This window comes from Streptomyces sp. NPDC017448 (assembly GCF_044330565.1).
Lineage (GTDB): Bacteria > Actinomycetota > Actinomycetes > Streptomycetales > Streptomycetaceae > Streptomyces.
In genome coordinates, this window is sequence record NZ_JBIRLM010000001.1 from 916,623 (window position 1) to 942,579 (window position 25,957).

General features: G+C 70.9%; 19 protein-coding genes. 17 read left to right on the forward strand and 2 right to left on the reverse strand.

Annotation, left to right across the window (positions count from 1 at the left end):
- Positions 1-224: 224 nt before the first annotated feature.
- The 13 genes from ACH4K1_RS04105 (at position 225) to ACH4K1_RS04165 (ending at position 18,779) form a co-directional block, all read left to right on the forward strand.
- Positions 225-2,672, forward strand: a complete 2,448-nt coding sequence (locus tag ACH4K1_RS04105; RefSeq protein ID WP_398086350.1) for an ABC transporter family substrate-binding protein — start codon at positions 225-227, stop codon at positions 2,670-2,672.
- Positions 2,673-3,040: 368 nt separating this feature from the next.
- The gene (gene typA, locus ACH4K1_RS04110; RefSeq protein ID WP_073764236.1) at positions 3,041-4,915 is read left to right on the forward strand and encodes a translational GTPase TypA; all 1,875 of its coding nucleotides are present in this window, start codon (positions 3,041-3,043) and stop codon (positions 4,913-4,915) included.
- 631 nt (positions 4,916-5,546) lie between these two features.
- Positions 5,547-7,163: an ABC transporter substrate-binding protein gene (locus tag ACH4K1_RS04115; protein ID WP_398086354.1), complete on the forward strand. Its 1,617-nt coding sequence runs from the start codon at positions 5,547-5,549 to the stop codon at positions 7,161-7,163.
- Between the two features lie 128 nt (positions 7,164-7,291).
- Positions 7,292-8,221: an ABC transporter permease gene (locus ACH4K1_RS04120; protein WP_398086356.1), complete on the forward strand. Its 930-nt coding sequence runs from the start codon at positions 7,292-7,294 to the stop codon at positions 8,219-8,221.
- On the forward strand, positions 8,214-9,167 hold the full coding sequence (locus ACH4K1_RS04125; RefSeq protein ID WP_398086358.1) for an ABC transporter permease: 954 nt from the start codon (positions 8,214-8,216) through the stop codon (positions 9,165-9,167). The genes ACH4K1_RS04120 and ACH4K1_RS04125 overlap by 8 nt, the downstream gene beginning before the upstream one ends.
- 11 nt (positions 9,168-9,178) lie before the next feature.
- Positions 9,179-10,237 (forward strand): ABC transporter ATP-binding protein, encoded by a 1,059-nt coding sequence (locus tag ACH4K1_RS04130; RefSeq protein WP_398086361.1) that lies wholly within the window; start codon positions 9,179-9,181, stop codon positions 10,235-10,237.
- A complete protein-coding gene (locus ACH4K1_RS04135) occupies positions 10,230-11,372 on the forward strand; it encodes an ABC transporter ATP-binding protein (RefSeq protein ID WP_398086363.1) in 1,143 nt (380 codons plus the stop codon). Before ACH4K1_RS04130 ends, ACH4K1_RS04135 begins: the two co-directional genes overlap by 8 nt.
- Before the next feature lie 165 nt (positions 11,373-11,537).
- The gene (locus ACH4K1_RS04140) at positions 11,538-13,172 is read left to right on the forward strand and encodes an ABC transporter substrate-binding protein (RefSeq protein WP_398086366.1); all 1,635 of its coding nucleotides are present in this window, start codon (positions 11,538-11,540) and stop codon (positions 13,170-13,172) included.
- A gap of 133 nt (positions 13,173-13,305) precedes the next feature.
- On the forward strand, positions 13,306-14,229 hold the full coding sequence (locus ACH4K1_RS04145; RefSeq protein WP_398086369.1) for an ABC transporter permease: 924 nt from the start codon (positions 13,306-13,308) through the stop codon (positions 14,227-14,229).
- On the forward strand, positions 14,222-15,199 hold the full coding sequence (locus tag ACH4K1_RS04150) for an ABC transporter permease (RefSeq protein ID WP_398086372.1): 978 nt from the start codon (positions 14,222-14,224) through the stop codon (positions 15,197-15,199). The genes ACH4K1_RS04145 and ACH4K1_RS04150 overlap by 8 nt, the downstream gene beginning before the upstream one ends.
- Positions 15,200-15,212: 13 nt before the next feature.
- Positions 15,213-16,190, forward strand: coding sequence for an ABC transporter ATP-binding protein (locus tag ACH4K1_RS04155; RefSeq protein ID WP_398086375.1), 978 nt, complete (start codon positions 15,213-15,215; stop codon positions 16,188-16,190).
- Entirely contained in the window at positions 16,180-17,454 is a 1,275-nt protein-coding gene (locus tag ACH4K1_RS04160; RefSeq protein ID WP_398086378.1) for an ABC transporter ATP-binding protein, read from the forward strand. The genes ACH4K1_RS04155 and ACH4K1_RS04160 overlap by 11 nt, the downstream gene beginning before the upstream one ends.
- Before the next feature lie 266 nt (positions 17,455-17,720).
- Positions 17,721-18,779 (forward strand): hypothetical protein, encoded by a 1,059-nt coding sequence (locus ACH4K1_RS04165; RefSeq protein ID WP_398086380.1) that lies wholly within the window; start codon positions 17,721-17,723, stop codon positions 18,777-18,779.
- 23 nt (positions 18,780-18,802) lie between these two features.
- Here ACH4K1_RS04165 and ACH4K1_RS04170 read toward each other — a convergent pair whose 3' ends face one another.
- Entirely contained in the window at positions 18,803-20,929 is a 2,127-nt protein-coding gene (locus tag ACH4K1_RS04170) for a prolyl oligopeptidase family serine peptidase (RefSeq protein WP_398086383.1), read from the reverse strand.
- Between the two features lie 168 nt (positions 20,930-21,097).
- On the opposite strand from ACH4K1_RS04170, the gene ACH4K1_RS04175 reads away from it, so the two are divergent.
- From ACH4K1_RS04175 to ACH4K1_RS04190, 4 genes are all read left to right on the forward strand, one after another.
- Positions 21,098-21,292, forward strand: coding sequence for a hypothetical protein (locus ACH4K1_RS04175; protein ID WP_026290246.1), 195 nt, complete (start codon positions 21,098-21,100; stop codon positions 21,290-21,292).
- A gap of 77 nt (positions 21,293-21,369) precedes the next feature.
- Positions 21,370-22,272 (forward strand): N-acetyl-1-D-myo-inositol-2-amino-2-deoxy-alpha-D-glucopyranoside deacetylase, encoded by a 903-nt coding sequence (gene mshB, locus ACH4K1_RS04180; protein ID WP_398086386.1) that lies wholly within the window; start codon positions 21,370-21,372, stop codon positions 22,270-22,272.
- Positions 22,269-22,874, forward strand: coding sequence for a DUF6113 family protein (locus ACH4K1_RS04185; protein WP_398086388.1), 606 nt, complete (start codon positions 22,269-22,271; stop codon positions 22,872-22,874). The genes mshB and ACH4K1_RS04185 overlap by 4 nt, the downstream gene beginning before the upstream one ends.
- Positions 22,875-23,049: 175 nt before the next feature.
- Positions 23,050-25,179 carry a hypothetical protein gene (locus ACH4K1_RS04190; RefSeq protein ID WP_398086390.1) on the forward strand — a complete coding sequence of 710 codons (2,130 nt, stop codon included), beginning with the start codon at positions 23,050-23,052 and terminating at the stop codon, positions 25,177-25,179.
- A gap of 223 nt (positions 25,180-25,402) precedes the next feature.
- On the opposite strand, the gene ACH4K1_RS04195 is transcribed toward ACH4K1_RS04190, so the two are convergent.
- Entirely contained in the window at positions 25,403-25,957 is a 555-nt protein-coding gene (locus tag ACH4K1_RS04195; protein ID WP_398086606.1) for a sugar O-acetyltransferase, read from the reverse strand.

The following is a 25,957-nucleotide window of genomic DNA, read 5'->3' on the forward strand; positions in this document are numbered from 1 at the left end:
TCCTGTACGGGGCGGGGGCCGCGACCCCACCGGGCCGGGGTGGAACGTTCCCCCGGCCGGGTGAGGTTGCGGCCCCCGCCCGCCGTGTCGGAGCCCCCTCGCGCGAGGGGGCGCTTTCAGTGGGCGGAAGGAACCAGTGTGATCAACTGCAAATGCCACCAGTTACGCATCATCCGGCCCATTCCGGTACGGGGTGGTCCGGGCCGGCCCCGGAGGTATCAGCCATGTCCCACGTCGGCGTCCCGCGCGGGACGGTTCGCAAGCGCCGCACGCTCGCGCTCCTCACGGCGGGGGTGCTCACGATCCCGGTGCTGGCGGGCTGCGGCTCCGGCGGCGAGGAGGCGCCCCGGGGCGTACCCCAGGACATCGGGGCCACCGCCCGCCAGGCGGTCGCCGACGGTTCCACCGTGAACTGGGCGATCGACGCGCTGCCCGCCACCTTCAACGCGTTCCAGGCGGACGCGGACAGCGCCACCGCCCGGGTCACCGAAGCCCTGCTGCCGACCCTCTTCCCCATGGACGGGACCGGGCGGCCGAAGCTCAACCCGGACTACCTGGAATCCGCGAAGATCATCGAGCGGGAGCCGAAGCAGGTCGTGCTCTACAAGCTCAACCAGCAGGCGGTGTGGAGCGACGGCCGCGAGATCGGCGCCCCCGACTTCGTCGCCCAGTGGCGGGCCCTGAGGGGCAAGGACTCCGCGTTCTGGACCGCCCGCAACGCCGGCTACGAGCGGATCGAGAAGATCGAGCGCGGCGCGGACGACCTCCAGGTGCGGGTCACCTTCTCCAAGCCGTACGCCGACTGGCGCTCGCTGTTCTCGCCGCTGTACCCGAAGGAGATCACCGGCTCGCCGGAGACCTTCAACGACGGCGCGCGCACCACCCTCAAGAACACCGCCGGCCCCTTCCTCCTGCGCGGCGTCAGCAAGGCCGAGGGCACCGTCACCCTGGCCCGCAACCCGCGCTGGTGGGGCGAGAAGGCCAAGCTCGACACCCTCGTCTTCCGGGCGGTCGCCCCCGAGGACCGTACGAAGGCCCTCGCGGACGGCACGGTGGACGTCGCCGACATCGACCCGTCCACCGCCCACCGCATCACGCGCGCCCGCCGCGACCGGGGCGGCGACGGGCCGCCCGCCCACGGTCCGGGCGCCGGGATCTCGCCCGCCGCCGCCCTGCGCTCCTACGCCGTGGCGCACGGCAGCGACGAGAAGGCCGCCGAGATCGAGCGGGCCGCCCGGGCGAAGAACCGCAAGGCCGCCCTCGCGTACGCCGCTGAGCAGAAGGCCCTGCGCGCCTTCGCCGTACGCAAGTCCCTGGAGCCCGCCTACACCCAGCTCGCGCTGAACGGCGAGTCCGGACCGCTCGCCGACGACCGGGTCCGGCGGGCGGTGGCCCGTGCCCTGGACCGCCAGGAGCTGGCGCAGGCGGTGCTGGGGCCGCTGGGGCTGCCGGCGAAGCCGCTCGGCAGCCACCTCGCCCTGGCGGGCCAGCCCGGGTACAAGGACGGCAGCGGGGCGCTCGGCGAGCAGAACACCGAGGAGGCCCGGGCCCTGCTGGCGGACGCGGGCTGGACCCGGGGCGGCGCGCTCCAGCAGCCCAAGGACACCAAGGCCGGCAGCGAGGCGGAGAAGAAGAAGGGCGACGCCGAGGCCGGCGCGGAGGAGGGCGCGGGGTGGGACGAGGACGCCCCGGCCGGCAAGGAGGAGGAAGGCGAGAAGGCCGACAAGGCAGATAAGGGCGAGAAGGGCGACAAGGAGGCGGAGAAGGCCGGGCAGGACGCCGAGAAGGCGGACAAGGCCGACAAGGCCGCCGACCGGGGTGAGGAGGACACCGCGGCCTCCCGGGACGAGGGCCTCTACATCGTCGGCGAGGACAACAAACCCGGCGCGCACGCCCCCGCCGCCACGAGCGGCACGTCCCCCGTCCACGTCCTCGCCCCCGCCCGGCACGCCGCCGTCCAGAGCGCCGCGCTGCGCCGTCAGGCCGCCGTGGTGCTCGGCGAGGACGGTTCCGTCGCCGCCCGGGACAAGCAACCCGGAGGAGCCGCCGGAGCGTACGCCCCCGTCGGCACCGCCGCCCCCGCGCCCGCCGCGGCCAAGGGGCGGCTCGGCAAGGACGGCAAGGCGCTGACCCTGCGCTTCGTGCTCCCCTCCGGCCCCGGTTCCCAGACGCTGCGCAGCGTCGGTGAGAAGATCGCGGCGATGCTGGAGAAGATCGGCATCGGCACCGAGATCACCAAGGTCCCCGACGAGAGCTACTTCAAGGACCACATCGCCTCCGGCGTGTACGACCTGGCGCTCTACTCGTGGCCCGCCACCGCCTACCCGGCCACGGACGGACGCCCCATCTACGCCAAGCCGGAGCCCGCCACCGACGGATCGCTCCTGGTGGAGCAGAACTACACCCGGGTCGGCACCGACCACATCGACCAGCTCTTCGACCAGGCCGCCGCCGAACTGGACGAGAACGCCGCACGGGAGCTGATGAAGCAGGCCGACGCCCGGATCTGGGCCGCCGCCGGGTCGATCCCGCTCTACCAGCGCCCGCAGCTCGTCGCCGTCGACAAGAAGCTCGCGAACGTCGGGGCGTTCGGGTTCGCGGCCCCCCGGTACCAGGACATCGGGTTCAAGAACCGGCAAGCCGCAGGTTCCTCCGCAGACCGCAAGAAGTAGCGGTCAAATACCACACCCGCACGCCGCGAAGCTCAGATGCACCTCAAAACTCTTGCCCGCCGGTTCCGCCGGCGGGCAGGGTGGTGTCTGCCCCGACCCGGGCCGTTCGTCGCTTCACCGCACCTCACCCCCCCCCACAGCTCCGCCCGCGTTCCGGCCGCATCGACGGCCCGGCAGTTCCTTGACACCGGCTGAATATTGCCTGAATCACACGGGAAGACCGCCTTCGCGGATCGGCTCGGGAAGCCCGGCGGGCCCAGGGCCCGTACGATGGTACGAGCCGTGGCGTGCCGCCCGGCGGGCGTACGAGGACTCGAAGACCGACTGAGACGCCTGATCCCACGATCCGAGAGAAGCGCAAGCCACCCATGCCCACGCGCCACGACATCCGTAACGTAGCCATCGTCGCCCACGTCGACCACGGCAAGACCACGCTGGTCGACGCCATGCTCAAGCAGGCCGGCTCCTTCGCCGCACACGCTGCCGAGTCGCTCGACGACCGCATGATGGACTCGAACGACCTGGAGCGTGAGAAGGGCATCACGATCCTCGCCAAGAACACGGCGGTGAAGTATCACCCCAAGGACGGCGGGGACCCGATCACGATCAACATCATCGACACCCCCGGCCACGCCGACTTCGGTGGCGAGGTCGAGCGTGGTCTGTCGATGGTGGACGCCGTCGTGCTGCTCGTCGACGCCTCCGAGGGCCCGCTGCCCCAGACCCGCTTCGTCCTGCGCAAGGCGCTCTCCGCGCGGATGCCGGTCATCCTCTGCATCAACAAGACGGACCGCCCCGACTCCCGGATCGCCGAGGTCGTCGACGAGACGTACGACCTGTTCCTGGACCTGGACGCGGACGAGGACCAGATCGAGTTCCCGATCGTCTACGCCTGCGCCCGTGACGGCGTGGCCTCGCTGACCAAGCCCGAGGACGGCACCGTCCCGCAGGACAGCGACAGCCTGGAGCCGTTCTTCAACACGATCCTGGCGCACGTCCCGGCCCCCGAGTTCGACGCGGAAGCGCCGCTCCAGGCCCACGTCACCAACCTGGACGCCGACAACTTCCTCGGCCGCATCGCGCTCTGCCGCGTCGAGCAGGGCGAACTGCGCAAGGGCCAGACCGTCACGTGGATCAAGCGCGACGGCACCATGTCCAACGTCCGCATCACCGAGCTGCTGATGACCGAGGCGCTCACCCGCAAGCCGGCCGAGGTGGCGGGCCCCGGTGACATCTGCGCCATCGCCGGTATCCCGGACATCATGATCGGCGAGACCCTGGCCGACCCGGAGAACCCGATCGCGCTGCCGCTGATCACGGTCGACGAGCCGGCCATCTCCATGACCATCGGCACCAACACCTCGCCGCTCGTCGGCAAGGGCGGCAAGGGCCACAAGGTCACCGCCCGCCAGGTGAAGGACCGCCTCGACCGCGAGCTGATCGGCAACGTCTCGCTCCGCGTCCTGGACACCGAGCGCCCCGACGCCTGGGAGGTCCAGGGCCGCGGCGAGCTGGCGCTCGCCATCCTGGTCGAGCAGATGCGCCGCGAGGGCTTCGAGCTGACCGTCGGCAAGCCCGAGGTCGTCACCAAGCAGATCGACGGCAAGACGTACGAGCCGATCGAGCGCATGACGATCGACTCGCCCGAGGAGCACCTCGGCGCCATCACCCAGCTCATGGCGACCCGCAAGGGCCGCATGGAGACCATGACGAACCACGGCTCCGGCTGGGTCCGCATGGAGTGGATCGTCCCGTCCCGCGGCCTCATCGGCTTCCGTACGGAGTTCCTGACCCAGACCCGCGGCACCGGCATCGCGCACTCCATCTTCGAGGGCCACGAGCCGTGGTTCGGCGAGCTGCGCACCCGTCACAACGGTTCGCTGGTCGCGGACCGCGCGGGCTCGGTCACGCCGTTCGCGATGGTCAACCTCCAGGAGCGCGGTGTCATCTTCACCGAGGCCGGCACCGAGGTGTACGAGGGCATGATCATCGGCGAGAACTCGCGCGCCGACGACATGGACGTCAACATCACCAAGGAGAAGAAGCTCACCAACATGCGTGCGGCCTCCGCGGACACCACCGAGAACGTGGTCCCGGCCCGCAAGCTGTCCCTGGAGCAGTCCCTGGAGTTCTGCCGCGAGGACGAGTGCATCGAGGTGACCCCGGAGACCGTGCGCATCCGCAAGGTCGTCCTGGACCAGCGCGAGCGCAGCCGCGCCGCCTCCCGCGCCAAGAACGGCTGACACCTCTCGTAGGGCCCGGTCCTCGGGCAGGGGTCCGGTCCCCGGGCCGGTGGGAGCCGTACGCGCCGACGTGCGGCTCCCACCGCCGTTCCCCGGGGCCACCCGCAGGTCTCTCCCGGGAGCGTCCGAGCGGGGCCGGGGCGGCCCCGCGGGCGGTTTACCGGCCTCGGAGCCGTACGCTCCGTATGCGAAGGCCCCCGCGCACCCCGGCACCCCGGCGGACGGTGCGTCAGTACAGGCATTGACAGAAGGCCCGGCCCACCACGGAGACTGTGGTGGGCCGGGCCTTCGTCAATCGCTTTTCCTGACCGTGGTGTCCGGATATCGGGGGTCGCTCTCCGGAACATGTGTTAACAGTCCGTTTCGGGCGTGTCTGTCTGGGATCACTTTGTCCGGATTTCGGGCACACGGGCGGGTCTGATGTTGTCAAACCGAGACCCTTTAAGTGTGGTTTACAGCCCGGACGTACTCAATAGTTGGCTCCATTGAGCTCGGGTCAATGGGTCACGCACTGTGGGGAGTGCCGACTCACGAGCACACTCGGGGCACTGAACGATCACCGTCAGGGGTGTCGGTGAATCTCTCCAGTGCCCTTCTTGTAGTCAAAAGTGGACTCATGAGGAGGAAACCCATGCGCGGTGCCAAGAGCGCCAAGTGGGTCGCGGGAGCGGCCGTCATCGCCCTGGCCGCGACTGCCTGTGGCGGCGGCGACAGTGGTAGCGACAAGAAGAACACGTCGGGCCAGCCCGCCGGGTACGTCTCGATCGACGTCGGTGAGCCCCAGAAGCCTCTGATGCCGGCCGACACCAACGAGAGCAACGGCTCCTACGTCATCCAGTCGCTGTTCACGCAGCTGCTGGACTTCGACGACAAGGGCGAGATCGTTCTCACGAACGCCGAGTCCGTCGAGACCGAGGACTCCAAGACCTGGACGGTCAAGCTCAAGGCCGGCTGGAAGTTCCACAACGGCGAGGCCGTGACCGCGCAGTCGTACATCGACGCGTGGAACTGGTACGCCAACGTCGAGAACAAGCAGCAGAACGCGTTCTGGTTCTCCGACATCAAGGGCTACGCGGACGTCCACCCCGAGAAGGGCGCCCCGAAGTCCGACAAGATGTCGGGTCTGAAGGCCGTGGACGACACCACGTTCACGATCGAGCTGACCGACAAGGTCCCGTACTTCAACTACAAGCTCGGCTACGCGACCTTCGCGCCGCTGCCCAAGGTCTTCTACGACGACCCGAAGGCGTTCGGCCAGAAGCCGATCGGCAACGGCCCGTACACGTTCGAGAAGTGGACCCACAAGAAGCTCATCCAGGTCAAGGCCTGGCCCGAGTACCAGGGTCCGAACAAGGCTGCCAACAAGGGCATCCAGTTCAAGAACTACTCGACCGTCGAGGCCGCGTACTCGGACGTCATCTCCGGCAACCTGGACATGATCCGCCAGGTCGGCCCGCGTGACCTCCCGAAGTACAAGACGGACCTCGGTGACGGCGCGATCGACCAGCCGTACGCCGCGATCCAGACGCTGACCCCGGCGTTCTACTCGAAGACGTTCAAGGACATCGACCCCAAGGTCCTCCAGGGTCTGTCCATGGCGATCGACCGTGAGACCATCACGAAGACCGTCCTGAACGGCACCCGCATCCCGGCGACGAGCTTCACGCCTCCGCAGGTCAAGGGCAACCAGACGCTCGACTCGGACGTCCTGAAGTTCAACCCGGCCAAGGCCAAGCAGCTCATCAAGGAGGGCGGCGGCGTCCCGGAGAACAAGTTCTCCATCCAGTACAACGCCGACGGTGGGCACAAGGAGTGGGTGACCGCTGTCTGCGAGTCCATCCGCAACGCCACCGGGGTCGACTGCGTGGGCGACGCCAAGCCGGACTTCCCGACCGACCTCGAAGCGCGTGACAACAACGAGGTCAAGGGCTTCTACCGCGGTGGCTGGGTGGCCGACTACCCCGTCAACGTGAACTTCCTCAAGGAGCTCTACCACTCCAAGGCGGAGTCGAACAACGGTCGCTTCAACGACAAGAAGATCGACGACCTGATGGCGAAGGGCGACAAGGCCGACTCCCTGGAGGAGTCCGTCGCCGCCTACCAGGAGGTCGAGAAGGCCCTGGTGGACAAGATGCCCGCCATCCCGCTCTGGTACTACGCCATCAACGGCGGCCACGGCAAGAACGTCGACAACGTCAAGGTCGACTTCCACGGTGACCTCGAACTGACCGGCGTCACCACCAAGTAACGCCTGCGGGTCATTCCCCAACTGGCCGTCATCCGCCCGTGCTGCCCCTCAGCACGGCCGGAGGCGCGGGGGTCGTCTCTGCGAAGAGGCGGCCCCCGCGCCGCAGTTATCCCCACACGGAGGCACCCATGGGGCGCTATGTCGCACGACGACTGCTCCAGATGATCCCGGTCTTCATCGGGTCGACCCTGCTGGTCTTCCTGATGATGTACGCACTGCCCGGCGACCCCGTCAGAGCGCTTGCCGGTGAACAGCACGTAGACGCGACGCAGATCGCGCAGATCAAGGCAAGTCTCGGACTGGATCAGCCGATCTGGCAGCAGTACCTGAACTACCTCGGCAACCTGTTCCAGGGCGACTTGGGCACCCAGATCGGAACGCAGCGTCCGGTCGCCGAAGTCATCGCAGACGCCTATCCGATCACCATCAGACTGGCGATCTTCGCCTTCGTCTTCACGGTCGTCGCCGGTATCTCGCTCGGCATCGTCGCCGGCCTCAAGGCCGACTCCCTCCGGGACCGCGGTCTGCTCGGCCTGACGCTGGTGCTGATCTCCATGCCGTCCTTCGTGCTGGGCTTCCTCGTTCAGTACTTCTTCGCGTTCCAGCTCGGCATCGCCAAGCCGAACGTGAGCCTTGAGCCGACCAACGGCGAGCTGCTCATGCCGGCCATCGTGCTGGCGTCGCTGTCGCTCGCGTACGTCGCCCGCCTCACCCGTACCTCGGTCGCCGAGAACCTGCGCGCCGACTACATGCGTACGGCCGTCGCCAAGGGCCTGCCGCGTCGGCGCGTCATCGGCGTGCACCTGATGCGCAACTCGCTCATCCCGGTCGTCACCTTCCTCGGCACCGACATCGGCGCCCTCATGGGCGGCGCGATCGTGACCGAGGGCATCTTCAACATCAAGGGCGTCGGACAGCTCGTCTTCGAGGCGCTCGGCAAGCGCGAAGGCGCCACCGTCGTCGGCGTCGTGACGCTGCTCGTCATCGTCTATCTCGTCGCCAGCCTGCTCGTCGACCTGCTCTACGCGGTCCTGGACCCGAGGATCCGGTATGCCTGACACCACCGCACTCAAGAGCACCGACGCTCCGGCCACGGCCGTCGACGCGGCGCCCGCCACGGACACGGGCCCCGCGCCCGGCAAGCCGCGCAGCCTCTGGTCGGACGCCTGGCACGACCTGCGCCGCAACCCGCTCTTCCTCATCTCGATGGTGCTGATCCTGCTGCTCGCCGTCATGGCGATCTTCCCGAGCCTGTTCACCAGCGCCTCGCCGCGGGACGCCAACCTGGCCGAGCACTACCTCCAGCACCCGAACTGGGGGCACTTCTTCGCCCCCGACTGGCTCGGGTACGACGTCCAGGGCCGCTCCATCTACGCGCGGCTGATCTACGGCGCCCGCGCCTCGATCATGGTCGGCGTGATCGTCACCATCGCGGTCACCGTCACCGGACTGGTGATCGGCATGATCGCGGGCTACTTCGGCGGCTGGGTCGACACGATCCTCTCCCGGATCACCGACGTCTTCTTCGGCGTCCCCTTCATCGTCGGCGCCATGGTCATCCTGACCAGCTTCGAGGAGCGCTCCGTCTGGGTCGTCATCCTGTCGATGGCCTTCCTCGGCTGGACGCAGATCGCCCGTGTCGCCCGCGGCTCGGTCATCACGATCAAGCAGGCCGACTACGTGGTCGCCGCCAAGGCGCTCGGCGCCTCCACCACCCGGATCCTGACGCGGCACATCCTGCCGAACGCCATCGCTCCGGTGATCGTGGTCGCCACCATCGCGCTCGGCGGTTACATCGCCGCCGAGGCCACCCTGTCCTTCCTCGGCATCGGCCTCGCCGAGCCGACGGTCTCGTGGGGCATCGACGTGTCCGCCGCGAAGGACCAGCTCCGCAACGCGCCGTTCGTCCTGGTCATCCCCTCGGTGATGGTCTCGGTCACGGTGCTGTCCTTCCTGATGTTCGGCGATGCGGTCCGCAACGCCCTCGACCCCAAGATGCGCTGAGGGAGGCGTTCGTGACCACCATCGACAAGACGGCTCACGTCCCCGCACCGCGGGAGTCCGCGAGTGGCGACGGTCCACTGCTCGACGTCCGTGACCTGCACGTGGAGTTCCACACCCGCGACGGTGTGGCCAAGGCGGTCAACGGTGTGAACTACACCGTCAGCGCCGGCGAGACGCTCGCCGTGCTGGGCGAGTCCGGCTCCGGCAAGTCCGTGACCGCGCAGACCATCATGGGCATCCTCGACATGCCGCCCGGGAAGATCACGCAGGGCGAGATCCTCTTCCGCGGCCAGGACATGCTGAAGATGTCCAACGAGGAGCGCCGGAAGATCCGCGGCCGCAAGATCGCGATGATCTTCCAGGACGCGCTGTCCTCGCTGAACCCGGTCCTCACCGTCGGCTACCAGCTCGGCGAGATGTTCCGGGTCCACCAGGGCCTGTCCAAGAAGGAGGCCAAGGCCAAGTCCATCGAGCTGATGGACCAGGTCAAGATCCCGGCCGCCGCGGCCCGTGTCTCGGACTTCCCGCACCAGTTCTCCGGCGGTATGCGCCAGCGCATCATGATCGCCATGGCGCTGGCCCTGGAGCCGGACCTGATCATCGCGGACGAGCCGACCACCGCGCTCGACGTGACGGTGCAGGCCCAGGTCATGGACCTGCTGGCCGAGCTGCAGCGCGAGTACAACATGGGTCTGATCCTGATCACCCACGACCTCGGCGTCGTCGCCGACGTGGCGGACAAGATCGCCGTGATGTACGCGGGGCGGATCGTGGAGACGGCCCCGGTCGGCGAGCTGTACAGCCGCCCGGCCCACCCGTACACCAAGGGTCTGCTGGACTCCATCCCGCGCCTGGACCAGAAGGGCCAGGAGCTGTACGCGATCAAGGGCCTTCCGCCCAACCTCACGCGTATCCCCGCGGGCTGTGCCTTCAGCCCGCGCTGCCCCAAGGCACAGGACATCTGCCGTACCGAGGTTCCGCCGCTCGCCCCGGTGACCGAGCCGGACGGCCTCGAGCTGGTCGGCCGCGGCAGCGCGTGCCACTTCTGGAAGGAGACGATCCATGGCTGAGCTCAAGAAGGAGCCCGTGGACGCCACCCCCAACGTCTCCGCCGTGGAGACCGTGGACGCCGCCACCGAGGCGGAGACCGTGGCCGCCATCGACGCGCCCGTCAGCCAGGGCGAGCCGATCCTCCAGGTGCGCAACCTCGTCAAGCACTTCCCGCTGACGCAGGGCATCCTCTTCAAGAAGCAGATCGGCGCGGTCAAGGCCGTCGACGGGATCTCCTTCGACCTGTACGCCGGGGAGACCCTGGGCATCGTGGGCGAGTCCGGCTGCGGCAAGTCCACGGTCGCCAAGCTCCTGATGACCCTGGAGCGGGCCACCGCCGGCGAGGTCTTCTACAAGGGCCAGGACATCACCAAGCTGTCCGGCCGTGCGCTGAAGGCCGTGCGCCGCAACATCCAGATGGTGTTCCAGGACCCGTACACCTCGCTGAACCCCCGGATGACGGTCGGCGACATCATCGGGGAGACCTTCGAGATCCACCCCGAGGTGGCCCCGAAGGGCGACCGGCGCCGCCGCGTCCAGGAGCTCCTGGACGTCGTGGGCCTGAACCCGGAGTACATCAACCGGTACCCGCACCAGTTCTCCGGCGGTCAGCGCCAGCGCATCGGCATCGCCCGCGGCCTCGCGCTCAACCCGGAGATCATCATCTGCGACGAGCCGGTCTCCGCGCTCGACGTGTCGGTGCAGGCGCAGGTCATCAACCTGATGGAGAAGCTCCAGGACGAGTTCAACCTCTCCTACGTCTTCATCGCGCACGACCTCTCCATCGTCCGGCACATCTCCGACCGGGTCGGCGTGATGTACCTCGGCAAGATGGCCGAGATCGGTACGGACACCCAGATCTACGACCACCCGACGCACCCCTACACCCAGGCGCTGCTGTCGGCGGTCCCGGTCCCCGACCCGACGGCCCGCGAGGGACGCGAGCGGATCATCCTCACCGGTGACGTTCCGTCGCCGGCGAACCCGCCCTCGGGCTGCCGCTTCCGCACCCGGTGCTGGAAGGCGGAGGAGCGCTGCGCGACGGAGGAGCCCCTGCTGGCGATCCCCGAGCGCTTCGTCGCGGGGAAGACCCCGGCTGCGCACGAGTCGGCGTGCCACTTCGCCGAGGAGAAGGACGTCGTGAACGCGGCGTAACCGCTGCTCCTCTCCGACGACGAGGCCCGGCCCCCTGCCGCAGGGGGCCGGGCCTCGTCGTGCCGCCCGTCCTCGGCGCCCGTACGGGGTAAGCCCGCATGCGGTACATAGGGTTATGGGGTGATATGAGGCATTGAGCTACTCGATGACTCTAGGAGGCACTCCATGCGCGGAGCCACACACGTCAGGTGGGCCGCATGTGCGGTGGCCGTAGCCCTGGCGGCGACGGCCTGTGGCGGCGGCGGTGACGAGGGCGGCGGCGGCAGCGGCGCCGACGGCATCGTCAGCTCCTCCTGGGGAGACCCGCAGAACCCGCTGGAGCCGGCCAACACCAACGAGGTCCAGGGCGGCAAGGTCCTCGACATGGTCTTCCGCGGCCTGATCCGCTACGACCCGAAGACCGGCGAGGCCGAGAACATGGTCGCCGACTCCATCGACACGAAGGACTCCCAGAACTTCACGATCAAGCTCAAGGACGGCTGGACGTTCTCCAACGGCGAGAAGGTCACCGCCAAGTCCTTCGTGGACGCCTGGAACTACGGCGCGGCGCTGAAGAACAACCAGAAGAACGCCTACTTCTTCCAGTACATCGAGGGCTACGACAAGGTCCACCCGGAGTCCGGCTCCGCCTCCGCCGAGACCATGTCCGGGCTGAAGGTCGTCGACGACCTCACCTTCACCGCCAAGCTCACCCAGAAGTTCTCCCTGTGGCCCGACACCCTCGGCTACACCGCCTTCGTCCCGCTGCCCAAGGCGTTCTACGACGACCACGACGCCTGGCTCTCCAAGCCCGTCGGAAACGGCCCGTACACGATCGACTCGTACGCCAAGGGCTCCTCGATGAAGCTCCGCAAGTGGGACGACTACCCGGGCGACGACAAGGCGAAGAACGGCGGCGTCCACCTCAAGGTCTTCACCGACAACAACACCGCCTACACCGACCTGACCTCGGGCAACCTCGACCTCGTCGACGACGTGCCGGCCTCCCAGCTCCGCAACGTCGAGGCAGACCTCGGCGACCGGTACATCAACACCCCCGCCGGCATCATCCAGACCCTGGCCTTCCCCTTCTACGACAAGAAGTGGGACACCGACGACGCGCGCAAGGTCCGCCAGGGCCTGTCGATGGCGATCAACCGGGCGCAGATCACCGACCAGATCTTCCAGAAGACCCGCACCCCCGCCTCCGACTGGACCTCCCCGGTCCTCGGCGAGGACGGCGGCTTCAAGAAGGGGCTGTGCGGCAAGGAGTGCACATACGACAAGGCGGCGGCCAAGAAGCTGATCGAGGAGGGCGGCGGCATCCCCGGCGGCCAGCTGAAGATCTCGTACAACGCGGACACCGGCTCCCACAAGGAATGGGTCGACGCCGTCTGCAACAGCATCAACAACGTGATGGGCAACAACAAGGCGTGTGTCGGCGGCCCGGTCGGCACCTTCGCCGACTTCCGCGCCCAGGTCTCCACCCAGAAGCTCTCCAGCGCCTGGCGCGCGGGCTGGCAGATGGACTACCCGCTCATCCAGAACTTCCTCCAGCCGCTCTACTACACCAACGCCCCGTCCAACGACGGCAAGTGGAGCGACAAGAAGTTCGACGACCTGATCGACAAGGCGAACGCCGAGAGCGACAAGGCGAAGGCCGTCACCACCTTCCAGGAGGCGGAGAAGGTCCTCGTCGAGCAGATGCCGGTCATCCCGCTCTGGTACCAGAACGGCAGCGCCGGCTACTCGGACCGGGTCGACAACGTCTCGCTGAACCCGTTCAGCGTCCCGGTCTACGAAGAGATCACCGTCAAGTGACGCGCTGAGCGACGCGGACGGCCGGGACGCCCGGCCGTCCGCGCTCCCGCACCCCCTGCCCGGTACCGCTCGTCCCCAGGGGGCGCCCCGCCGGTCAGGCCGACAGGACGCCCCCCGACCCCCGGAGCCCCTCATGGGACGTTATGTGATCCGGCGGCTGCTGCAGATGATCCCCGTCTTCTTCGGCACCACGCTGTTGATCTTCCTCATGGTGAACGTGATGGGCGACCCCATCGCCGGCCTCTGCGGCGACCGCCAGTGCGATCCGGCCACCGCCGCCCGACTGCGCTCCGATTTCGGCCTCGACAAGCCGGTGTGGCAGCAATACCTCACCTACATGGGCAACGTGTTCACCGGCGACTTCGGCACCGCGTTCAACGGGCAGAAGGTCACCGAGCTGATGTCCACGGCCTTCCCCATCACGATCCGGCTCACCATCGTCGCGATCGTCTTCGAGGTCGTCATCGGCATCACCCTCGGCGTCGTCACCGGCTTGCGCCGCGGACGCCCCGTCGACACCACCGTCCTCATCCTCACGCTGGTCGTCATCGCCGTCCCGACCTTCGTCACCGGCCTGCTGCTCCAGCTCCTCCTGGGCGTCAAGTGGGGCATCATCAAGCCCTCGGTCTCCGCCGACCCCGCCTTCGACGAACTGCTCGTCCCCGGACTGGTCCTCGCCTCGGTCTCGCTCGCCTACGTCACCCGGCTCACCCGCACCTCGATCGCCGAGAACGCCCGCGCCGACTACGTACGCACCGCCGTCGCCAAAGGGCTGCCCCGCCGCCGGGTCGTCGTACGGCACCTGCTGCGCAACTCGCTGATCCCCGTGGTCACCTTCATCGGCACCGACGTGGGGGCCCTCATGGGCGGAGCCATCGTCACCGAGCGGATCTTCAACATCCACGGCGTCGGCTACCAGCTCTACCAGGGCATCCTGCGCCAGAACTCCCAGACCGTCGTCGGGTTCGTCACCATCCTCGTCCTCGTCTTCCTGGCCGCCAACCTGATCGTCGACCTCCTGTACGCCGTACTCGACCCGAGGATCCGCTATGCCTGAGCCCCAGCCATCGGACGGAGCGATCTCCCCGGCGGGCACCGGTGGCCCGATGGACCTCGCCCTGGAGGAGGGCGCCAGCCTGGAGAAGAACCCGGACGGCCCCGACGGCGCCGGGCCCACCGGAAAGCCCCGCAGCCTCTGGTCGGACGCCTGGCGCGACCTGCGGCGCAACCCGGTCTTCATCATCTCCTCCCTGGTCATCCTCTTCCTGGTGATCATCTCGATCTGGCCCTCGCTCATCGCGAGCGGCGACCCCCTCCAGGCCGACCTGGACGACGCCCAGAAGGGCTCCGAGCCCGGCCACCCCTTCGGCTTCGACCCGCAGGGCCGCGACGTCTACACCCGGGTCGTGTACGGCGCCCGCACCTCGGTGACCGTCGGCGTCTGCGCCACCCTCGGCGTCGCGATCCTCGGCAGTGTGCTCGGCGGACTCGCGGGCTTCTTCGGCGGCTGGTGGGACTCGATCCTCTCCCGCCTCACCGACGTCTTCTTCGGCATCCCCGTCGTCCTCGGCGGCCTGGTCTTCCTCTCCGTCGTCACCAGCTCCACCGTCTGGCCCGTCGTCGGCTTCATCGTCCTGCTCGGCTGGCCCCAGATCGCCCGCATCGCCCGCGGCTCGGTCATCACCGCCAAACAGAACGACTACGTCCAGGCGGCCCGCGCCCTCGGCGCCTCCAACTCCCGGATGATGCTGCGCCACATCACCCCGAACGCCATCGCACCCGTCATCGTCGTGGCGACCATCGCGCTCGGTACGTACATCTCCCTGGAGGCGACCCTCTCCTTCCTCGGCGTCGGCCTGAAGGACCCGGCCGTCTCCTGGGGCATCGACATCTCCGCGGCCGCCAACTACATCCGCAACGCCCCGCACATGCTGCTCTGGCCCGCCGGGGCGCTGGCGATCACCGTGCTCGCGTTCATCATGCTCGGCGACGCGGTGCGCGACGCCCTCGACCCCAAGCTGCGCTGAGGAGCCGGTTGCCATGTTGCTCGAAGTGCGCGATCTGCACGTGGAGTTCCACACCCGCGAAGGCGTCGCCAAGGCCGTCAACGGCGTCGACTACTCGGTGGCCGAGGGCGAGACCCTGGCCGTCCTCGGGGAGTCCGGCTCCGGCAAGTCCGTCACCGCACAGGCGATCATGGGCATCCTCGACATGCCGCCGGGGAGGATCGCCGGCGGGGAGATCCTCTTCAAGGGCCAGGACCTGCTGAAGCTCAAGCCGGAGGAGCGCCGCAAGATCCGGGGCCAGGAGATGGCCATGATCTTCCAGGACGCCCTCTCCTCGCTGAACCCGGTCCTCACCGTGGGCCAGCAGCTCGGCGAGATGTTCGTCGTGCACCGGGGGATGTCCCGCAAGGACGCCAAGGCCAAGTCCGTCGAGCTGATGGACCGGGTGCGCATCCCGGCCGCCAAGGAGCGGGTCGGCCAGTACCCGCACCAGTTCTCCGGCGGCATGCGCCAGCGCATCATGATCGCCATGGCGATGGCCCTGGAGCCGTCCCTGATCATCGCGGACGAGCCGACCACCGCGCTCGACGTGACGGTGCAGGCCCAGGTCATGGACCTCCTCGCCGAACTCCAGCGCGAGTACAACATGGGCCTGATCCTGATCACCCACGACCTCGGCGTCGTCGCCGACGTCGCTGACAAGATCGCCGTGATGTACGCCGGCCGCATCGTCGAGACGGCCCCCGTGCACGAGATCTACCGGGCCCCCGCCCACCCGTACACCAAGGGCCTCCTGAAGTCGATCCCGCGCCTGGACCAGAAGGGCCGGGAGCTGTACGCGATCAAGGGCCTGCCGCCCAACCTCACCCGCATCCCGCCGGGCTGCGCCTTCAACCCGCGCTGCCCGATGGCGCGGGACGTGTGCCTGACGGAGGTGCCGCCGCTCTACGAGGTCGACGAGCAGCGCCGCAGCGCCTGCCACTTCTGGAAGGAGACGCTCGATGCACGCTGACCGCGACGGGAGCGACACGGCGGGCGGCGGGGGCGGGACGTCCGGCGGCCCGGGCGGCTCGACCCTGCTGTCCGAGGTCCGGGAGGACGCCGCCACCCCGTACGCCGAGGGCGACCCGATCCTCCAGGTGCGCGGCCTCGCCAAGCACTACCCCCTCACCCAGGGCGTCCTCGTCAAACGGCAGATCGGCGCGGTCAAGGCCGTCGACGGCGTCGACTTCGACCTGCACGCGGGCGAGACGCTCGGCATCGTGGGGGAGTCCGGCTGCGGCAAGTCGACCGTCGCCAGGATGCTCGTCCACCTGGAGCGCCCCACCGCCGGGGCGATCCGCTACAAGGGGGAGGACATCTCCCGGCTCTCCGGCCGGGCGCTGAAGGCCGTGCGCCGCAACATCCAGATGGTGTTCCAGGACCCCTACACCTCGCTGAACCCCCGGATGACGGTCGGCGACATCATCGGGGAACCGTACGAGATCCACCCCGAGGTCGCCCCGAAGGGCAGCCGGCGACAGAAGGTGCAGGACCTGCTGGACGTCGTCGGACTCAACCCGGAGTACATCAACCGCTATCCGCACCAGTTCTCCGGCGGTCAGCGCCAGCGCATCGGCATCGCCCGCGGCCTCGCGCTCAACCCGGAGATCATCGTCGCCGACGAACCGGTCTCCGCGCTCGACGTCTCCGTCCAGGCCCAGGTGGTCAACCTGCTGGACCGGCTCCAGGCCGAGTTCAGCCTCAGCTTCGTCTTCATCGCGCACGACCTCTCGATCGTCCGCCACATCTCCGACCGGGTCGGCGTGATGTACCTCGGCCGGATCGTGGAGATCGGCACCGACGCGGAGATCTACGACCACCCCACCCACCCGTACACCCAGGCGCTGCTGTCCGCCGTCCCCGTACCCGACCCGACCGCCCGCGAGCACCGGGAGCGGATCATCCTGCACGGCGACGTGCCCTCGCCCGCCAACATCCCCTCGGGCTGCCGGTTCCGCACCCGGTGCTGGAAGGCGCGGGAGCGGTGCGAGCTGGAGGTACCGCTGCTGGCGGTGCCCGCGGAGTTCCGGCTGGCCGACACCCCCGCCCGCCACGACTCCGCGTGCCACTTCGCGGAGGAGAAGCGGGTGGTGGCGCCGGAGGGGGAGCGGGAGGACCCGGGGCGGGGGCCGGGCCCCGACGTGGAGGCTCCGGGCACGACGACCCGCGGCCGGCCGGTGGAGGAGGCGCCCGGTCCCGAGGAGCCGGAACACGGGGACCGGGAAGCCCCCTGACCCGCCGTCAGGAGCGTTGACACGCGGGCAACCCGGCCGACACCGCACCGATACACCGACGCCCCATGCTGGACCGCGTACGGCCGTGCGGGTGCCGTGGTCCGGCCGGAGCGCCGTCCTGTCGCTCCGGCCGGTCGGCCACCGCCCGCCGGCCGCCCGCCGCCTCCACCGCGCCGCCCCGGCCGGACCGACGCGCACCGGCCCGGCGCCGCCCCCGCTCCCCGAACGCCCTTGTCCATCGGGTCGGCGCCGTGGAGTATCGCCGGGTGACACTTACACGGGGAGCAAGAATCACCGGCGCCGTCCTGTGCGCGCTGCCGGCCGTCGTCATCATCGCCTGGATCGTCCGGGACCTCCGGGCGGCCGGGAGTCCGGAGCCGGTCTGGGAGTACTGGACGGGCACCGGAAACCTCCGGGACGCGATGCGGCCCACGACCTCGGCGACCAGCTTCGTCCTGCTGGTCGCCTACGCGGTGGCAGGGGTGGCGGTCCTGCGGTCCGCCGCCGCGTCGGTCCTGGTCGTCACGGGCGTCCTCACCTTCGTCCTGCGGCTGCCCGGCGTCTGGCTCGTCGCCGACGCCCCGGCCCCCGAGGAGCTGCGCGACCGGGCGCTGATGACCACGTACGCCGTCCTGGCGGCCGGCCTCGCCCTGGTCGTCGTGGGGACGGTGGGCCGCCGTCCGGCGCCCGAGGGCGCGGAGCGGCCCGCAGGACCGGGGCGCGGCGCCGGGGTCGCCGTCTTCCTGCTGCTCGGCTTCCAGGCGGCGCTGTTCACGGCCTGGGAGATCCGGCAGCCGTTCGTCTACCCGTCCGAGCTGTACCCCGCCTGGTTCATCGGCGGGAAGCCCCTGACCCTCCCGCTGACCGAAGGGCCGCCCGGCTGGGTCACCGCCGCCACCGTCCTGGTCTTCCTGGCGGCGGCCGTGAGCACGGTCGCCGGAGCGGTCCACGCGCGACCGCTCGGCCTGTTCGCGGGCGCGTTCGTGTTCTGCTCCGGTGTGCTGGGCGTGACGCGCATGGTCCACTTCGATATGCACGAGCGGTTCTTCGACCTCGGTGTCGAGCCCCAGCTGAATCTCCTGAGCTTCGTCAGCTCGCTCCTGGTCGGGCCCGTCGTGATCGCCCTGCTCGCCCGCACGGGCGCCGACCGGTCCTCCGGCGGCCTCCCGGGCCCGTGGGGCGGGACAGGTCCCTGGGGCGCCCAGCCCCCCGGCGTGCCGGGACAGCACGCCCCCTGGCAGCCGCCCGCCCCGGCCCCCGGCTTCGGCCCCCCGCAGGGCGGCGGGTTCGGCCCGCCGCCCTCCTCCCCGCCGCCCCGCTGGTGAGCCGGTGACGGGGAGGGCGCCGCTCAGGCCCCCGTCATCCCCAGCGACCGCTTGAGGAAGTCCACCTGGAGCAGGAGCAGGTTCTCCGCGACCTGCTCCTGCGGCGTCATGTGCGTCACCCCGCTCAGCGGCAGCACCTCGTGCGGACGCCCCGCCGCCAGCAGCGCAGAGGAGAGCCGCAGGGCGTGGGCGACCACCACGTTGTCGTCGGCCAGACCGTGCACGATCATCATCGGCCGGACCTCGGAGGCCGGTTGGGAGAGCCCGTCGTCGGTGAGCAGCGAGTTGTACGCGTACACCTCCGGCTGCTCCGCCGGATCACCGAGGTAGCGCTCGGTGTAGTGGGTGTCGTACAGCCGCTGGTCCGTCACCGGAGCGCCCACGACCGCCGCGTGGAAGACGTCGGGCCGCCGCAGCACCGCGAGCCCCGCCAGGTACCCGCCGAAGGACCAGCCCCGGATCGCCACCCGGGACAGGTCGAGCGGGAAGCGGTCCGCCAGCCCGTGCAACGCCTCGACCTGGTCCTCCATGGTCAGCACGAGGTTGTCCCGGACCGCCTTCTCCCAGGCGGGCGAACGGCCCGGCGCCCCCCGCCCGTCCGCCACGACCACCGCGAAGCCCTGGTCCGCGAACCACTGCGACGTCAGGTGCGCGTTGTGGGCGGCGACCACCCGGCGGCCGTGCGGACCGCCGTACGGGTCCATCAGGACCGGAAGGGGACCGTCCTCCTCCCGGTAGTCCGACGGAAGCAGCACGGCGCACGGAATTCGCCGTGCGCCCCCTTCGGTGAGGGTCACCCGGGCCGAGACCACCGGCTCCTGCGCGTGGCTCGCGATCCGCGTCAGCCGCCTGCCGTCGCGCACCACCCACGCGGCGGCCCCGGGCTCCTCGGGGACGGCCGAGACCACGACCGACAGAGCGCCCGAGCGGACCGCGGAGTGCACACCCACCCCTTCGGAAATCCGCTCGATTCCCAGCTCGTTCACCCGGTACACATGGATCTGCCCGATCTCCGGTTCGACCGCGTCCTCCCCGGCCACCGCCGAGACGAGGATGTCGGACTCCCCGATGTCCAGCACCGACTGGACGTGCAGCTGCGCGCCGGTGAGCAGCCGGTCCCCGACCGCCAGCGCCCGCGCGCCGCCCTCGTCGACGATCCGCACGAGCCGCCCGTCCGGCGCCCACGCGGGCACTCCGGGGAAAAGATCCAGCCACACCGGGTCCTCGTCCACGTGGACGATCCGGGTCGCACCGGTCTCCGGATCCACCGCCAGGTACCGCTGGCTGCGCTGGTCCCGGGCCTGCACCAGCAGCAGCGGAGCGCCCGCGGCCGACCAGTGGACCTGCGCCAGATACGGGAACGCGGCCCGGTCCCAGACCACTTCGGTACGGGAACCCTCCAGGTCCACGACGAACAGCCGCACCTCGGCGTTGGGCGTTCCCGCCGCCGGGTAGGCGACCTCGGCCGGCTTGCGCTCGGGGTGGGCCGGATCGGCGATGTACCAGCGCTGCACCGGGCTGTCGTCGGCCCGCGCCACCAGCAGCCGGTCCGACTCCGGCGACCACCAGAAACCCCGGTACCGGTGCATCTCCTCGGCCGCGATGAACTCGGCCAGGCCGTAGGTGACCCCGGGGCCCTCCGGTTCGGCCAGCGCCCGGTCGCCCTCGCCGTCCGCGCCGACGACCCGCAACGCGCCCTTGGCCGCGTACGCGACGTGCCGGCCGTCGGGGGACGGGCGGGGGTCGATCACCGGGCCCGGCACCGGCAGCGCCCGCGCGGTCCCGGCCCGCAGCTCGGCCACGTACACCTTTCCGGACAGGGCGAACGCGGCCAACTCCGCCGCCGCGTCCACCGCGTAGGAGACGATCCCCGACGAACCCTCCCGGGTCCGCTCCCGCCGGGCCCGCTCCTGCGCCGACAGCCTCTCGGCCGAACCGCCCAGCAGTACTCCGGGATCGGCGGCGATCCGCTCCTCGCCGGTCGCCGGGTCGAGCACCCAGAGCCGGTTGGTCCGGTCCGTCCCGGAGGTGGACCGCAGGAAGATCACCCGCGTCTCATCCGGTGAGACGGTGAAGGCGCGGGGTGCGCCGAGGGTGAAGCGCTGGGTGCGTGCCTGCTGGCGGGGAAAGGACAGCTTCTGCGAGGTCATGGCAGTGAACCTAGCCGCGTGGCACGGTTCGTGCGCCCCTCGTGCTGCTGTGCCCCGACCAATGCGTTGGCACGGATAGTTATGATCCGTAGCGCTCGGTGGGTAGATACCAGCCGACCGTGTACCCCCGTTCCGACCGTCCGAACGTACCGATGGAGGTGAACCGCCGTGGCGCTCTCGATTTCGGCGGTAGTGCTGCTGGCGATCATCGTCTTCCTGCTGATCCGGAAATCCGGACTGAAGGGAGGTCACGCGGTGGTCTGCATGCTGCTCGGGTTCTACATCGCGAGCTCGTCCGTCGCGCCCACCATCTCCGATCTGACGAGCAACGTGGCGGGGATGATCAGCAGCATCAAGTTCTGACCGGCCGTCCCGGGGGCGGGGCGCCGGCCGGGGGCGGAGGTCACCGGCGGCCCTCCGGGGCTCGTAGGGTGGTCCCCATGAAGGACCTCCCCGCCCGCCGCCTGCTGCTGGTGCACGCGCACCCCGACGACGAGTCGATCAACAACGGCGCCACGATGGCCAGGTACGCGGCCGAGGGCGCCCACGTCACCCTGGTGACGTGCACGCTCGGCGAGGAGGGCGAGGTCATCCCGCCCGCGCTCGCCCACCTCGCCGCCGACCGGGACGACGCCCTCGGCCCGCACCGCGTCGGCGAACTGGCCGCGGCGATGCGGGAGCTCGGCGTCACCGACCACCGGTTCCTCGGCGGCGCGGGCCGCTACCGGGACTCCGGCATGATGGGCGCCGAACAGAACGACCGCCCCGGCTCCTTCTGGTCCGCCCCGGTGGACGAGGCGGCGGCCCACCTCGTCGAGGTGATCCGCGAGGTCCGCCCCCAGGTCCTGGTCGCCTACGACCCGGACGGCGGCTACGGCCACCCCGACCACGTCCAGGCCCACCGGGTCGCGATGCGCGCCGCCGACCTGGCCGCCGACCCGGCGCACGGCGCCGGCGCACCGCACGCCGTCGCGAAGATCTACTGGAACCGGGTGGAGCGCGAGGCGGTGGAGGCCGCCTTCGACCGGCTGCGCACGACCGCGCCGGACGTCTTCCCGGGGATCGCCGCCGTGGACGACGTGCCGGGCGTGACCGACGGGGAGCACATCACCGCGGAGATCGACGGATCGGCGTACGCCGGGGCGAAGTCGGCGGCGATGCGCGCCCACGCCACCCAGATCGTGGTCGAGGGGCCCTTCTTCGCCCTCTCCAACGATCTCGGCCAGCCGCTGCTGACCACCGAGTGCTACCAACTGGTGCGCGGCCAACGCGGGGTGGCCGCGCCGGAGCGCGAGAGCGACCTGTTCGCGGGCGTCCCGGGCGCCGAGGGAGGCGCCGCGTGAACGGGAAGACGGGAGAGGGCGACGGGAAGCCCCGCCGGGCCGGGGCGGACCCGGGGAGGGAGCACGGCACGGGCGACGGGCCCGGTACGGGCCGCGAGAAGGGCCGTGCGCCGGGCAAGGGCGGGTCGGGCTCCGGGAAGGACCGCGTCCGCGCGGGCTCGTCCTCGGCCTCGCACGCCCCGCGACGGAACGCCCCGCCCCGGGAGCCCGAACCCGTCGGCTTCGCCGCCCGCCCCAACCCGGCCCGGATCGCGGCCTACGCGGGTCTCGCCGTACTCGGCGCGCTCGTCGGGCTCGCCGGCGCCCTCGTCCAAGCCGCCTGGTTCCCCGGCGGGTTGATCGTCGCCCTGGCGGGCGCGGCGGGCCTCTTCTGCGGCGGCCGGCTCCTGGCCCGTACGCAGGTCGGCGCGCTGGCTCCGGCGGCCGGCTGGTTCATCACCGTGTTCCTGCTGCTGAGCGGCCGGCCGGAGGGCGACTACGTCTTCGGCGACGAACTCGGCCTGGTGCTCTTCATGCTCGGCGGGACCGCGGTCGCTGTGATCTGCGCCACCACCTCCAAACTGCCGCAATCAGCCATGCGCGGCGTCCGGTCCGGCGCGTGAAGTGCCACGTCCGGGCCGGGCGCGGCCCCCACAGGTGTGATGCGCGGGTGGAGGTTTCCCCCGGTCGCGGAGTGTCCGACGGCGGCGGCCAGTATGGTGGTGCGCGCGCCGAGCCGTCCCCTGGCCTGCGGCATGGGGGAAGTACGGGCGGCGGAGCCAATCGGGAGAACCTGCTTTGAGTCGTGAAACTGACAGTTCGTCCTCCGGGCCCCAGGGCCGCGGCGGAGCCGCGTACCCGTCGGGTACTCCGCCGTACGGATCCGGCCAGTATCCGTCGCCGCACCCGTCGCAGGACGGCTCTGACATGAACCCGGAATCCGTGGATCCGCCCCGGCCCGAGGAGCCGAAGACCGAGACGACGCTGACGACCCGCATCCGGATCAACATCCCCGGATCGCGCCCCATCCCGCCCGTCGTGATGCGTACGCCGATGGCGGAGAGCGACGTCTCGGGCCGCCCCGACCCGGAGCGCACCGCGGCGACGCCGCGGCCCGGCACCCCGCCGGCCGCGCCGCCGCCGGGAGCCGCGGACCGTCCGGCGGGTCAGGACGGCGGTGCGCCCGCGGACCGGTCCCGGGACGGCGGCCCGGCCGCCGCCGAACCGGCGCCCGCGGAGAAGCCGGCCCGCGACAAGGGCGGCAGCGACTGGTTCGCCCCGCGCAAGGCTCCGACGCCCGGAGCGACCGCCCCGGGCGGGGGCGCGCCGGCCCAGGCGTCCGCCGGCCCCGGCGGCCCGGTTCCGAGTGGCCCGGGCACGCCTTCCGGCGGACCGGACGGCTCCGGCACCCCCGGGGGCCCCGGCGGCACGTCCGAGGACGGCGCCGGCCGGGCGCGTCCCGACCTGCCGTACTTCTCGGACGCCCCGCAGCCCGGCGGCGGGCCGGACGCGCCCGGCCCCGCCCGCAGCGCGCTCGACGGCTACGGCTCCGGCCTCCCCGGCGGCCCGGGCTCCGCTCCCGGCCCGGGGGCGCGCAGGCCCGGACCGTCCGGCCCCACCACGGGGCCGGTCACCGGCACGTCCTCGCTGACCCCGAACCTCGACGGCGTCCCGGGCCTCCCCGGGCCCGGCCCGGTGGTCCCGGGCGGTCCCGGCGCGACCCCGCCCCGGCTGTCCGACGACACCGCGATCCTCACGCCGCAGGCCCCGGCCCCCGAACCCGGCCCCGGCGGCCACGTCTCGGGCGACACGCTGACGAGCGGCATCCCGGTGGTGTCGGGCGAACCCCGCTCCCCGTTCCCGGGCGCCCCGCACAGCCCCGGCGGCCCGCGGGCGGGCGGTTCGGGCGTGCCCGGCCCGGCCGCCCCGCGTCCGGCCCCTCAGGCCCCCGAGCCCGCGCCGGCGCCCGCCCCCGCGAAGAAGGGCCGCTCCAAGCTGGTCCTCCTCGGCGTGGTCGCGGTCGTGCTGCTCGGCATCGCGTACGGGGCGGGCCTCCTGCTGAACCACGCCGAGGTCCCCAAGGGCACCACGGTGCTCGGCGTCGACATCGGCGGCTCCACGAAGGAGGAGGCGGTCGCCAAGCTCGACGCCGCCCTCGGCGAGCGGGCCAAGAAGCCCCTCCAGCTGTCGGTGGACGGCAAGGAGGAGAAGCTCGACCCGGAGAAGGCCGGCCTCACCCTGGACAGCCAGGAGACCGTGCGCGGCGCGGCGGGAAGCGACTACAACCCCGTCTCGGTGATCGGTTCGCTCTTCGGCGGGGAGCGCCCCGCCGACCCGGTGATCCCGGTCGACGAGGAGAAGCTCGGCGTGGCCCTGAACGACCTCGCGGGCACCTCCGGCTCGGCCGACGACGGCACCATCCGCTTCGAGCCGAACAAGGCCGTGGCGGTGCCGGGCAAGCCGGGCAAGCGGCTGGACGCCGCGCAGTCCCTCATCTCCGTCCGGGACGCCTACCGCGCCCAGGTGCAGACGGGGAAGGCCCGACTGGTCGAACTCCCCGTCACCACCAGCGAACCCACCATCACCAAGGCCGAACTGGACCGGGCGATGAAGGAGTTCGCCGAGCCCGCGATGTCCGGCCTGATCACCATCAAGGCCGGCCCCAAGCAGATCCAGTTCGGCCCGGCCCGGTCGCTGCCGCGGATCCTCTCCATGAAGCCCGTCGACGGCCGACTGGTCGACGTCTACGACAAGAAGGCGATCGACGAGCTCCTCGACGGCGTCTTCGACGGCATCATGGCGGTCAAGGCCGACGGCAAGAAGCACCAGGTCGGCCCGGACGACGTGGCCCAGGCGATGAAGACCGCCCTGACCGGGAAGACGGAGGCCGAGCGCACGGTCACCATCGACCTGACCGGCGAGGGCTGACCCCCGGCGCCAACCGCCGCTCCACCCGCTCCGCGCCTCCGCCCCCGCCCGGGAAGTCTCCGGCCGGGGGCGGAGGCGTGGGGGCCGGGGCCCGCGGTCGGCATCGCGGTCCGGTCGGCGGAGCCGTGCCCCGGGCACCTCCGGGCGGCCACGTCACCGGCTCCTCCCCACCGGTCCCGGGGGGTGCGACAGGGAGGCCCGGGGGCGGCGACGTGCGGGGGCGTCACGCCCCGGCCCGCTCCTCGCCGATCGTGCGGATCACCCGGGCCGGGTTGCCGACCGCCACCACGTCGGCCGGGAGGTCCCTGGTGACCACCGAGCCCGCGCCGACCACCGTGTTCTCGCCGATGGTCACCCCGGGGCAGACGATCACCCCGCCGCCCAGCCACACGTTGTCCCCGATGGTGATCGGCCGCGCGGCCTCCCACTTGGCGCGGCGCGGCCCGGGGTCGACGGGGTGGGTCGGGGTGAGCAGCTGGACGTTCGGGCCCATCTGGACGTCCGCGCCGACGGCGATGCGGGCGACGTCCAGGAAGACCGCGCCGAAGTTGACGAACGTCCGGGGGCCGATGGTGGTCCGGTAGCCGTAGTCGACCCGCAGTGGCGGCCGGACCTCCACGCCCTCGCCGACCGCGCCGAGGAGCTCGGCCAGGACCGCGCGCCGGGCCTCGGGGTCGGCAGCCGACGTGGCGTTGTAGCGCTCGCTCAGCACGGCCGCGTGCAGGGCCTCCGCCGCCAGCTCGGGATCGTCCGCGAGGTACAGCTCGCCGGCGAGCAT